The sequence below is a fragment of the Staphylococcus sp. FSL W8-0304 genome (assembly GCF_038006565.1).
Lineage (GTDB): Bacteria > Bacillota > Bacilli > Staphylococcales > Staphylococcaceae > Staphylococcus > Staphylococcus epidermidis.
The window spans coordinates 1,368,529-1,381,674 of record NZ_JBBOVL010000001.1 but is presented as its reverse complement, the minus strand read 5'-3'; the positions used below and the strand labels follow the sequence as shown (position 1 = coordinate 1,381,674).

Below are 13,146 nucleotides of genomic sequence, written 5' to 3'. Positions count from 1 at the left end.
GATACAAACTTTATACTAATTGAACCAAGCAGGTTTATTACCTTCTGTATTAGGTTTATTCACACCAATATTTTCTTTAGAGTGTAGTTCTGGGTTTTTGGCAATTTGTACTGCTAAAGATGCTACACTTTTACGTGATACTTCAGTACCTTTAAATGTTTCGTTCTTTGCTGTGATCTCATATACATTTTCATTTTTATCTGTAAGCCAGCCTGGACGTATTATTGTGTAATCTAAATCTGAATTTTCTATAATATCAGATGCTTTGCGGTAGCGATTCAATTTTTCGCCAAATTGTTCTTTATTCCATTGATTGAATGGTTCTGGTAGTTCATCATAAATACCAGGTGCTGCTACAAAAATCAGTCTCTTAACATTTTTGTTATCCATGGCTTTTACGATAGTTTCAGCTTGTTTATCAAGTGATCCCGATAAACTTGCAAAAACAACATCAACATTGTTTAAAGCACTTTCTAAATCCTCAATATTTTTAGCGTCTCCCTCATAAACTTTAATTCTATTAGAGGCGTAATCAGGTATACGATGCGCATTTCTCAAAAATAAATCAACATTAAATCTTGAGTTCTCTAGGAAAATTTTTGTCGCTTCGATAGATACTCTACCATTTGCGCCTACAATCAAAACAGTCTTCATATTTAAAAGCCCCTTTCTAATTAAAATATGATACATTTTTAGTATATGACTTATTTTTTAATAAAATTAAACACTCCTATTTAACTGTACTACAGTCAAGATAAGAGTGCGAATAAATAGTACTTGAATAATTACTATAATTACACAAGTATTATAAAATGTAAAATTTAATTTTTATTACTTTGCTTTTTACCCCAATACTGATAGTACGTACATTCAATATACCCGTTGAACAACTTACGTCTTTTAGTCGCTTTTCGATTAACTAAGTATTCAAATTCTTTGTTACTTGTTAATATGTAGGCCGATAAATGAGGATGTTGTTTCAAAAGTGTACCTATATAACGATACATTTCTTCAACTTCTTCACGATCTCCAATTCTTTCACCATACGGTGGATTGCCAACAAGTGCTACAGGCATGTCGGTATCAATAGACAAAGTATTCACATCTTTAACATTGAACTGTATGATATCTCCGAGACCAACTTCTTCTGCATTACGTTTTGCAATTTCAATCATTTCTGGATCAATATCAGAAGCATATACTTGTATGTCTTTATCATAGTCAGCCAATTGATCAGCTTCATCACGAAATTTGTCATAAATATTAGGTGGCATCATATTCCATTGTTCAGATACAAAATCCCTATTAAAACCAGGTGCAATATTTTGTGCAATAAGACATGCTTCAATAGCAATGGTGCCTGAACCACAGAAAGGATCAATTAAAGGTGTGTTACCATTCCAATTTGCTAAACGAATGAGGCTTGCTGCCAATGTTTCTTTAATGGGTGCTTCACCTTGAGCAATGCGATAACCTCGCTTGTTGAGTCCAGAACCAGCAGTATCAATGGTCAATAATACATTATCTTTTAATATTGCTACTTCTACAGGATATTTGGCGCCTGTTTCACTTAGCCATCCTTTTTCTTGATGAGCATGCTTAAGTCGTTCTACTATAGCCTTTTTAGTAATTGCTTGGCAGTCAGGTACACTATATAATGTTGATTTTACACTCCGCCCTTGAACCGGGAAATTACCTTCTTTGTCAATTACGGTCTCCCATGGTAATGACTTTGTTTGCTCAAATAATTCGTCGAAAGTAGTAGCATTGAATCGACCCATTACAATTTTTATTCGGTCTGCGGTACGTAACCATAAGTTACATCTAACAATAGCACTTTCATCACCTTCAAAAAAGATACGACCGTTTTCTACTTGTGTATCGTAACCTAATTCTTGTATTTCTTTAGCTACAACTGCTTCTAATCCCATTGGACATACTGCTAATAATTGAAACATGACCGAGTCTCCTTTTAATTTATTGAATCAATATATGTATAATTTTAATATTTATAAGTATTAATTAATTTAATTTTGAAGCGGAAAACCATAAATGTAAAGTGTATATTGTAACAAATTATTCTAAATCAATTATGATTTCAATTAAAAAAGCTCTCCATAAATGGGAGAGCTAAACTAGTGATGATATTTCTGTAAGCCATGTTCTGTTCCGTTGTACTCATAATGTGTACTAGTTACACTGGTACGTCGGTGGTAACCATCTGTCTACATATTTTTACTTTCGCGTAAAAATCGTCTCGTTTATACGTTGAATTCCGCTAAACAAGTGCTCCTACCCAATTTGGATTGCTCACTCGAGGGGTTTACCGCGTTCCACCTTTTATATTTCTATAAAAGCTACGTCACTGTGGCACTTTCAAACTATTCTAACCATATCAAATGACTTAGGTTATTTCATTGCCGTCAAATTAATGCCTTGATTTATTGTTTCATCAAGCACGAACACTACAATCATCTCAGATTGTGTGAGCATGGACTTTCCTCTATATTGCTATAGCGATTACCCGAAATATCACTTTTGAGATTATAACATAATTTTAAGTGTAAAGTCATAAAATTTATACGAAATAAGTAAAAATTTTATTTACCGAATACTGCTTTTTCAAGGTTTGAAATACGTTTTAAAATATCTACATTATTTGAAGCACTGCTTGAATTATTTGAAGAAAAGTTTTTATTGTCTTGTGGTCTTGATGTAGCAACACGTAATCTTAATTCCTCAAGTTCTTTTTTTAATTTGTGATTTTCTTCAGAAAGCTTTACTACTTCATTGTTCATATCCGCCATTTTTTGATAATCTGTAATGATATCATCTAAAAAAGCGTCTACTTCTTCTCTTCTATAGCCTCTTGCCATAGTTTTTTCGAAATCTTTTTCATAAATATCTTTCGCTGATAATTTTAATGAAACATCTGACATCTTTTTTTCCACCTCATTCGAAACTTTGATCTTGAGACCACTGCAAGTCGTTGATGAAGTCAGTGAGTTCATCAAACGTCACAATATCACAAGTATAGTTTGTTTTTTCCATAAATTCAACTAACATATCCTTAAAGTATTTAGGGCTTGCCTCTTGTTCATCATCATAAATTAAAATAGTGTAATCGGTATGATCAAGCATGAATTGATCTGCTTGTTTAAATTGATAGGCACCCATATACTCAGTGTGATGAATGCTTTCAGTAAAATCGGCTTGTTGTATAATATTTGTATACTTAGCTTGATTCTTATCATTCCATCGTTGTGTATGACCTAGAAATGGCGTAATTATACCTAGTTTAATATCTGGGAAGTCTTTTTTTAGTTCAATCACTACTTCAGCAGACCATAATTCTATACCCATTTGTCCTTGTATCAATACCCACTCTAAACCTTCATCTAGAAGATGTTTTAATTTATGAGCTATAAATTGCTTTAAATAATATACTTCTGGTGCATCATCTTTATAGATATTGAGTTCAAAAGATTTATAGCCAGTAATATAAACAGTTTTAACCATTTTTTTCCTCACTAAACATAATTCGATAAAATATTTTTTAAATCGTACTGGGCACTTTTAAGTTTTTCGACAAATAATTTACGGCTCGTTCTAGGAAAATGACAATCTACAGAAAGCTTTTGTATATTTAATATCAATAAATCTAACTTTTGTTGGCTCATATATTGTGTTTCTGTAATGCTTTTTGAGTAACAGTTGAGTGCCTCTAAATGATTATCAATATTTTTGACATAGGGTTCAACATCTTTATAAAAATCGAATGAACCGCCGTTAATTTTTACATGTTGATACCTATAATTCATTTCATCAATATCCTCTAACAATTGTTTAATGATTTGATACATTTAGATGCCTCCTACTTAATTAATTTAACATATTATAAATCCGAAAGTCATGGAAATATACATAGAGTAAAAAATTAGAAAATGATATTTTTGGTTTGTTAAATTCTATTAGTAATACTAAATAAAAAAATATGAAATTTATGGAATTTTATTAACTTGAAGATTACATTTATCTTTCATTTATGAAAGAAATCGTGACAGATTGGCATAAGCAAGTTAAAATAGTGATTGATGTATGTTTTCTTTGTGACATATACATTCAAATACGATAGTTTGTTTTAATTTTATAATTTTAAATAATCATTTAGTATAAAATAGGAACAAACTTGTGTGGTGAATTATGATGAATTATCCAAATGGTAAACCATACTCTAAAAATAAGCCTTTGGACGGACGTAAGAGTTCGCCATTTTCAAGTAATATTGAATATGGTGGACGAGGTATGACACTTGAGAAAGATATTGAACAATCGAATACTTTCTATCTTAAAAGTGGCATAGCAGTTATTCATAAAAAGCCAACTCCGGTTCAAATAGTTAATGTTCACTATCCGAAACGTAGTAAGGCTGTAATAAATGAGGCTTATTTTCGCACTCCTTCAACAACTGATTATAATGGTGTCTATAATGGATATTACATTGATTTTGAAGCTAAAGAAACTAAGAACAAAACTTCATTTCCACTCAATAATATTCATGCACATCAAGTAGAACATATGAAAAATACATATCATCAAAAAGGAATTGTCTTTTTAATGATACGTTTTAAATCGCTTGATGAAGTGTATCTTTTACCCTATTCAAAATTTGAAAAATATTGGCACAGATACATTAATAATATTAAAAAGTCGATAACTGTTGAAGAAATTCGGAAAAATGGTTACCATATTCCTTATCAATATCAACCAAGATTGAATTACCTCAAGGCAGTTGATAAGTTGATATTAGATGAAAGTGAGGACCGCGTATGACGGAAAATAAAGGGTCTTCCCAACCTAAAAAGAACAACAATGGGAAGTCCAATGGAAAAAAGAATAGGAATGTAAAGAGAACGATTATTAAGATTATAGGTTTTATGATTATTGCCTTTTTCGTTCTATTGCTACTCGGCATCTTGTTGTTTGCTTATTATGCGTGGAAAGCTCCAGCATTTAGCGAATCAAAATTAGATGATCCAATTCCAGCAAAGATTTACGATAAAAACGGAGAACTTGTAAAAACACTTGATAACGGACAGCGACATGAACATGTGAATATCAAAGATGTTCCTAAAGACATGAAAAATGCTGTTTTAGCTACTGAAGATAACCGTTTCTACCAACATGGAGCATTAGATTACAAACGTTTATTTGGTGCCATTGGTAAAAACTTAACAGGTGGATTTGGTTCTCAAGGTGCGTCTACACTTACACAACAAGTTGTAAAAGACTCATTCTTGACACAACAAAAATCTATCGGTCGTAAAGCACAAGAAGCTTATCTTTCTTATAGATTAGAACAAGAGTACAGCAAAGATGAAATATTCCAAGTTTACATGAATAAGATTTATTATTCGGATGGCGTTACTGGAATTAAGGCCGCCGCTAAATATTACTTCAACAAAGATATGAAGGATTTAAATTTAGCTGAAGAAGCTTATCTAGCTGGTTTACCTCAAGTTCCTAACCTTTACAACATTTACAACAATCCTAAGGAAGCTAATAATCGTAAAGATACTGTGCTTTATCTTATGCATAAACATAACCGTATTAATGATAAACAATATGCGAATGCTAAGAAAATTGATCTTAAAGCTAACTTAGTTGAACGTACTAAAAAAGAACGTCAAGTCACTGGAAATGAAAAAAATCCTGAGTATGATTCTTACGTTAATTTCGTTCAATCTGAATTAATGAATAACAAGTACTTTAAGGATAAAAATTTAGGTTCAGTTCTTCAAAGTGGTATAAAAATTTATACTAATATGGATAAAGATGTTCAACAAACGTTACAAGACCGAATTAACAACGGTTCTTTCTACAAGAATGAAGACCAACAAGTTGGTGCAACAATTCTAGATAGTAAAACTGGTGGATTAGTTGCGATCTCAGGTGGACGTAATTATAAAAATGTTGTTGAAAGAAACCAAGCTACTGACCCTCACCCTACTGGTTCATCATTAAAACCTTTCTTAGCTTATGGACCTGCAATAGAAAATATGAAGTGGTCAACGAATCATGCGATTCAAGACGAATCATCATATTGGGTAGATGGTTCTCAATTCAAGAACTATGATACGAAAGGCCATGGAACAGTTTCTATCTATGATGCATTGCGTCAAAGTTTCAATATTCCAGCTTTAAAAACTTGGCAACAAGTTAAAAGTCAAGCTGGTAATGATGCACCTCAGAAATTTGCATCTAAATTAGGATTGGATTATAGTGGCAAAATTGGACCTTCAGAAGTATTAGGTGGATCTTCATCAGAATTCTCACCTACTCAACTAGCTTCCGCTTTTGCAGCAATAGCAAATGGTGGTACTTATAATAATGCGCATTCAATACAAAAAGTTGTTACTCATGAAGGAGATACAATTGAGTATGAACATACGAGTCACAAAGCTATGAAAGACTATACATCATATATGTTAGCTGAAATTCTTAAAGGTACATTTAAAGCATATGGTTCGGCTTATGGACATGGTGTGTCAGGCGTAAACATGGGTGCGAAAACTGGTACTGGTACGTATGGACAAGAAATATACGAAAAGTATAATTTACCTGATAATGCTGCCAAAGATGTTTGGATCAATGGTTTCAGTCCAGAATATACTATGTCGGTATGGATGGGCTTCAATAAGGTTAAACAATATGGAACAAATTCATTTATCGGTCATTCAGAACAAGAGTATCCACAATACTTGTATGAAGATGTGATGTCTAGTATCTCATCTAAAGATGGTGAAGATTTCAAAAAGCCTAATGATGTACAAGGAAGTTCACCGGACAGTCTATCTGTATCAGGTCATTCTGATAATAATACTACTAACCGTAGTGTTCATGGAAGTAGCGATACATCTTCTTCATCAAATGGTGGCTCTAACTCAGCATCAAGTGGAAACAGCTCGAATAGTACAAATGGTGCCAGTCAAGGTAACTCAGGCAATACATTTACACGTCTATTCAATTTAAACTCTATATTCGATTATAAAGTTTCATAAATAATTAAACTTAAAGCTCCAATTTCAAGAAAATGAAATTGGAGCTTTTTCTGTCCTAGAAAAGTAAATTTAGCATGTACAGTAATAATCTGAGTTCTCTAGTTATTAATTAATTTGATTAACTACATCGAATGTGAATTATGAATGTTGATATAGGTATAAAATAGAATAATTAAAATTAAATTTATTTTTGTTGACGTTGCTTTCTAATTAGATAAGATGCATTCATTTTTATTAATTCTGATTTCAATGTTTTCATTTGACGATAGCCCATAAAATGGTGTTTACGTGCAACCATATAATGATAGCGTTCATCAAAATTCATTGGAACCACTGGATATGTATCGAGTTGATTAAAATGAATTTCATCTATGTTATTTATTTGTTTAAAATAGTTAATGATTAAATCGAAATAAGTATCTAAAAGTTCCCTAGCTTCTGGTGTTTTGAGTTGTTTATTACTTGCTAGTTGATCAAGTTGGTCTTCTATATGATTGAAATCCTGTTTTTCAATCATATCATCACGCCTCCTTTATCTTTGCTTTATGTCGTTTTTGCCCTTCTCTACAATCATTTAACAATGGACATATCTCACATTTAGGTTTTCTAGCAAGACAATGATATCTCCCAAAAAATATTAATTGATGATGGCTTTTATTCCATCTATCTCTTGGGATAATATCACATAATCGATCTTCTACTTGTCTTACATTATCTTTCCAACGATTAATTCCCAAACGTTTAGAAACTCTCTCAACATGAGTGTCGACAGCTAAAGAAGGTTCTCCAAATGCAACACTCATTACAACATTTGCTGTTTTACGTCCCACTCCAGCTAGACTCTCTAATTCTTTATGTGTTTGTGGGATTTGACCATTAAATTGTTCAATTAAAGAGTGACATAATTTTTTTATATTTTTGGCTTTATTGCGATATAATCCAATAGAGCGTATATCATTTTGTAATTCTTCATCACTCACATTTAAATAATCTTCGGGTGTTCGATATTTTCTAAATAATGATTGCGTAACACGATTGACTAGATTATCAGTACACTGTGCTGATAATAATACAGCTATTGTAAGATCAAATGCATTTCTATGGTTTAACTCACATTCTGCATTAGGAAACATATCCGCTATAACATCAATCATTTGTAATGCTTTTTTCTTACTTATCATTAGGATTCTCTCCATTCAACCAGTCAAATTTAGGTACCTTTTTAACAACATGCTTCATTTTTGGTTTGTTAAACTGTTCTCTTATTTTCTTTGAATCGTCAACTGTTTTCACATTATTCTTTTTCCAATTTAATAAAATACGATCAATATATTTAAAACTAAGTTTATTTTGGCTAAGTGCCTCATCAAGAGCGGCTTGTATAACTGATAAGTCATGGTGATCGACATCAATCCACTGATTTAATGTTTCAATTTCATACGGCGATAGTGGTCTGCCGAACGATTGCTCAACTAACTGAAACAATTGCTTAAATTGCTCTTTTTTATCTTGTTCCTCATGTTTTAAGTATTGATGTTTTAATAATTGATTTAATTTGTGATAGAAGGGATCTAAATTCATGTATTCAGTGAATTTACCTTCTTCGTCTTTATTAACATTGAGTTCTAATAATTCTCTTTGAATTAAGTTTTGTATTACGGAAGTAATTTGACGAGGTTCCATAGTTGATCCTTTTTGAAGAAACTCAATAGAAGGTTGCTTATTAGAAGTTTCAGATGCATATAAAAGTTTTATCAAAATAACTAAATCTTGTTCATCCAAACCTAACTCTGAATAATGATCAAACAATTCTCGTCTTATAACAACAGGTCTTGTTTTTAATTGAATTAGATCCATAATATTACTACCTCCTATTTAAAATGAACGCCCAGCCTTAAAATGACTGGACGTTTCAAAAATGGTATTTTGAACATAAATACGAATAATCAATTATGGATATAAGCGATTAAGTAAACGTGGGAATGGAGATGTTTCACGAACATGTTCAACTCCAGAAATCCAAGCTACTGTTCGCTCCAAGCCTAAGCCAAAACCACTATGTGGTACGCTACCATAACGACGTAAATCTAAATAATAGCTATAACTTTCTTCATCCAATTCGTGCTCATTAATGCGTTGTTCTAATAATTCTAAATCATTAATACGTTCGGAACCACCAATAATTTCACCGTAACCTTCAGGCGCAATTAAATCAGCACATAATACTGTATCTTCATTGTCCGGATTTGGTTGCATATAGAATGGTTTAATTTTAGTTGGATAATTTGTAATGAATACTGGTAAATCATAGTGATTAGCGATTGCTGTTTCATGTGGTGCACCAAAGTCTTCACCCCATTCAATATCATTGAATCCCTCTTTTTTCAAGAATTCGATAGCATCATCATAAGAAATTCTAGGGAAAGGTGTAGCAACTTTTTCTAGTTTAGTTGTATCTCTATCTAAAGCTTTGAGTTCTAATTGGCAATGATTTAAAACAGATTGAACAATGTGAGACACATACTGTTCTTGTATTTCTAAGCTTTCTGCATGATTTGTAAAGGCCATTTCTGGTTCAATCATCCAGAATTCAATTAAATGGCGACGTGTTTTAGATTTTTCTGCACGAAAAGTTGGGCCGAATGAAAAAACACGTCCGTGAGCCATTGCGGCTGCTTCCATATACAATTGCCCACTTTGTGATAAAAATGCATCTTCATCAAAATATTTTGTATGGAATAACTCACTTGTCCCCTCTGGTGCACTTGCTGTTAAAATAGGTGGATCAATTTTAGTGAAGCCATTTTCATTGAAAAACTCATATGTTGCACGGATGATTTCATTTCTTATTTTCATGACAGCATGTTGTTTTTTTGAACGTAACCATAAGTGACGATGATCCATTAAAAATTCTGTTCCATGATTTTTTGGTGTAATAGGATAATCATGTGCTTCATGTACAATTTCGATTGATTTAACTTGCATTTCGTAGCCTAAATCAGAACGATTATCTTCTGTAATCGTTCCTGTGATATATAAAGATGATTCTTGAGTAATATCTTTTGCTAGTTTGAAATGTTTCTTCATCTACTTCAGATTTTACTACTACTCCTTGCATAAATCCTGTACCATCGCGTAATTGTAAGAACGCTATTTTACCACTTGAACGTTTATTAGTTAACCAAGCACCAATTGTTACTTCTTGGTTAAGATGTTTTTTCGCTTGTTTAATCGTAGTCTTCATAACCAAACTCCTATATTTTTCTTTTTAAATACTCATTTATTTTAACAAAATATGCCTTTAACTTCTACAAGTTGAGTAACTGGAATCATACGATATGATTTATTATAAATTTCTAAAAAGCTAGCTTTTACTCTCATTATCGATAGACCTCTGTATTTGATTCAGTAATTTATTAAACTGTTTAATGTTACCTTTTCGTTGTTTAAAATGTTCTAGTGATTGAGCAAAAAAGTTTTTATATGTGCTATTTACTAGTCGATCATCAAATGACACAATAAGTCCTTTGTCGTCTTCGTGTCGAATAAGACGTCCGAGACCTTGTCTAAACCTAGTCACAGCATCAGGTAATACATAATCTTTAAAAGTTGATGTGAATTCAGAGTCCATGAGCCAGTATTTAATATTATGTTTATTCATAAATGGTAATTTAGCTATCATTACACATTTAAGGCCATTGGCTTGAAAATCAAAACCTTCAAAAAATGTTGATGTTCCAAGAAGTATTGATTTATCAAAGTTATTAAACTGTTGAACAATTTTATAATTTTGGTTTTGCTGTTGGGTTAAAATGACATAATCTTCTAATTCAGGTAATTCATTTAACAAATCTTGAACCATATGCATCATTTTATAGCTTGTAAATAAGACAAGACATTTCGACTGTGTTACTGTAATGTATTCAACAATATAGTCAACAATTGAAGCTACATAATCGTCTAAATTTTTATAATTGTACGTTTCAACATCATTGGGCACAAAAACATTTGTATGGTTGGATGATGTTAAAGGTGTTGATATTTCAAATGTATTAAAGTCTATATCTTCATTAAACCAATTTTGAAATGCTTTAAATGAGTGATTGAAAGCTAATGTGCCTGATATAAATGTAAGAGACTTAAATTTTTCAAGTACTTGTTTCGTCAGGATATCCTTAACATCATAATCCTTGACTAAGAGTCGGATTGTTGATTTTTGTGCTAAATTTTTAATTGAAATAAAGCTAGTATGGTGATCTTTTATACTTTGTTCGATAAGTTTAAATTTGTCATGTAAGTATAATAATTGTTTTCGTATGGACTTGATTGTTTTGTGATTCATTCCGTTAAATATTTCTATTGTTTTATTTAATTTATCTATGATTGAACGTAAATCTTTTAAAATCTCACTCGTTTCAAACTCATAAACGTAATGATACTTATGAATGTCATCATCATAAACGTCTGATGTTTGAATAATGTTATAAATTGTAGTGAATAGTTGCTCATTTAAATCATGTAACTCATTGATATTTATTTTTAGACCAAAAACGTCTATAGGTGCAATATCTAGTTTCTCTAAAATACGTTGTTGCTCAAGTTTGTCTACTGCTTTAAGTAGTTTTTCATTTTCATTTTTGCCAATAAGTCCTAATTGATATTTAACATCTGAATAATTTAAATCATTGGTAACTTGATTTAGCGCATAGTCAGGCAATCTATGTGCTTCATCGATGATGCAATCATCAAATAGTTGATATATAGTGTTTTCGCTGTCTGAATGAATTAAGTGCGCATGATTAGTGATACCAATTTGTATGTTTTGAGCATTCCTTTTTATATAATTGTAATAATGGATATCATGACGAACTGGAACGTATGTTTCAATTTTTTGGTCAACATACATTTTTTGTCCACCTTTAAGATTTAATTCTTGTATGTCCCCAGTATTTGTTTCAGTTATCCAAATAAGTAACTGCATTTTAAGAATATTTACTTCATAATTACTTGTATCATCTTTAAGAATTTGGCTGATAAGACCAAGAGATATATAATCATTTTTACTTTTGATTAATGACGCGTTAATTTTAAAATCTAAAACATCATTGAGTAATGGTATGTCTTTTTCTAATAGCTGACTTTGTAATAATTTTGTATTTGTTGAAATCATTACATGACGACCGGTTTCAATATTATACATTGTTGCTGCAAGCAGATAAGCAAGAGACTTTCCACTACCTAAAGGTGCTTCAATCATTGCTTTATCACTATGCATCAACTGATCAAGTATAATTTCGGCTAGGTATAACTGTTGTGGCCGATATGTAAGATTTAAAGATTGAGTAACATTTTTATATAAATCTTTTAAGGTACCATCAAAATTGACAGCCGGTTTTTTTAAATCAATTTGTTTACGGTAAATAATTTGTTCAAATTGTTCAAATTGGATGTTAGGCGGTTTAGTTTGATAATTTCTAACCATTTCAAACAAAATATGATAAAGATCATACTTGAGATTTTTACTTAAATAGTACAGTTGTTTTTGAGTATCTAAATGCAATTGCTCGAACTTCTCAAAAGCTTTAATCATCAATTTAGCAGTTGTTGTTGCATCTTCATCTGCTCTATGTGCATTATTTAACGGGATATGATGTGATTCAGCCAATGCGCTTAACTGGTAGCTTTTGTCTGTAGGGAATGCGATTTTAAACAATTCTAAAGTATCCATGACTCTTTTAGGTTTAAATTGAATATTACATTTTTCAAAAGCTTTTTTTATAAAATTAAGATCGAATGAGATATTATGTGCAACAAAAACACAGTCTTTGATAAGTTGATAAATGTCATCTGCGACCTCATTAAAATAAGGTGCCTGTACCAACATTTCTTCTTCTATAGAAGTTAAGGCTTGGATAAACGGTGGAATTTCTAAATCGGTACGTATCATTGAATGGTATGTATCAATGACTTGATTCTGACGTACAAATGTAATGCCAATTTGAATGATTTCATCATAATCCAGTTGATTTCCAGTTGTTTCTAAATCCACAACTGCAAATGTTGCTATTCCCATAATGTCCGCTCC

At 31.5% G+C, this 13,146-nt stretch carries 11 protein-coding genes, 1 other RNA gene and 1 pseudogene; 2 read left to right on the top strand and 11 right to left on the bottom strand.

Going from position 1 to position 13,146, the window contains the following annotated elements:
* Window positions 1–15: 15 nt before the first annotated feature.
* From NST35_RS06590 to NST35_RS06565, 6 genes are all read right to left on the bottom strand, one after another.
* Window positions 16–654 (bottom strand): SDR family oxidoreductase, encoded by a 639-nt coding sequence (locus tag NST35_RS06590; RefSeq protein WP_001831317.1) that lies wholly within the window; start codon window positions 652–654, stop codon window positions 16–18.
* 167 nt (window positions 655–821) lie between these two features.
* Window positions 822–1,958, bottom strand: coding sequence for a THUMP domain-containing class I SAM-dependent RNA methyltransferase (locus tag NST35_RS06585; protein ID WP_002446454.1), 1,137 nt, complete (start codon window positions 1,956–1,958; stop codon window positions 822–824).
* Window positions 1,959–2,148: 190 nt separating this feature from the next.
* Window positions 2,149–2,532, bottom strand: an RNA gene (gene rnpB, locus NST35_RS06580) — RNase P RNA component class B.
* A 68-nt stretch (window positions 2,533–2,600) separates the two neighbouring features.
* Complete coding sequence (gpsB, locus tag NST35_RS06575) at window positions 2,601–2,939, bottom strand: cell division regulator GpsB (RefSeq protein WP_001831034.1); 339 nt, start codon at window positions 2,937–2,939, stop codon at window positions 2,601–2,603.
* A gap of 13 nt (window positions 2,940–2,952) precedes the next feature.
* On the bottom strand, window positions 2,953–3,519 hold the full coding sequence (locus NST35_RS06570) for a DUF1273 domain-containing protein (protein ID WP_002457675.1): 567 nt from the start codon (window positions 3,517–3,519) through the stop codon (window positions 2,953–2,955).
* Window positions 3,520–3,530: 11 nt separating this feature from the next.
* A complete protein-coding gene (locus tag NST35_RS06565) occupies window positions 3,531–3,863 on the bottom strand; it encodes a YppE family protein (RefSeq protein ID WP_002457676.1) in 333 nt (110 codons plus the stop codon).
* A 343-nt stretch (window positions 3,864–4,206) separates the two neighbouring features.
* Here NST35_RS06565 and recU point away from each other — a divergent pair, with 343 nt between their 5' ends.
* Entirely contained in the window at window positions 4,207–4,833 is a 627-nt protein-coding gene (gene recU, locus NST35_RS06560) for a Holliday junction resolvase RecU (protein WP_002457677.1), read from the top strand.
* Window positions 4,830–7,061, top strand: a complete 2,232-nt coding sequence (locus NST35_RS06555; RefSeq protein WP_002457678.1) for a transglycosylase domain-containing protein — start codon at window positions 4,830–4,832, stop codon at window positions 7,059–7,061. Before recU ends, NST35_RS06555 begins: the two co-directional genes overlap by 4 nt.
* Before the next feature lie 184 nt (window positions 7,062–7,245).
* Here the strand turns inward: NST35_RS06555 and NST35_RS06550 are convergent, their stop codons facing one another.
* The 5 genes and pseudogenes from NST35_RS06550 to NST35_RS06530 form a co-directional block, all read right to left on the bottom strand.
* Window positions 7,246–7,578: a YpoC family protein gene (locus NST35_RS06550; RefSeq protein WP_002457679.1), complete on the bottom strand. Its 333-nt coding sequence runs from the start codon at window positions 7,576–7,578 to the stop codon at window positions 7,246–7,248.
* Window positions 7,579–7,582: 4 nt separating this feature from the next.
* Entirely contained in the window at window positions 7,583–8,242 is a 660-nt protein-coding gene (nth, locus tag NST35_RS06545; RefSeq protein WP_002446458.1) for an endonuclease III, read from the bottom strand.
* Entirely contained in the window at window positions 8,232–8,918 is a 687-nt protein-coding gene (locus tag NST35_RS06540) for a DnaD domain-containing protein (RefSeq protein ID WP_002446459.1), read from the bottom strand. Before NST35_RS06540 ends, nth begins: the two co-directional genes overlap by 11 nt.
* Window positions 8,919–9,011: 93 nt before the next feature.
* Window positions 9,012–10,305 (bottom strand): annotated as a pseudogene (gene asnS / locus NST35_RS06535) (asparagine--tRNA ligase).
* Between the two features lie 120 nt (window positions 10,306–10,425).
* On the bottom strand, window positions 10,426–13,134 hold the full coding sequence (locus NST35_RS06530) for a helicase C-terminal domain-containing protein (protein ID WP_002457680.1): 2,709 nt from the start codon (window positions 13,132–13,134) through the stop codon (window positions 10,426–10,428).
* Between the last annotated feature and the right edge of the window lie 12 nt (window positions 13,135–13,146).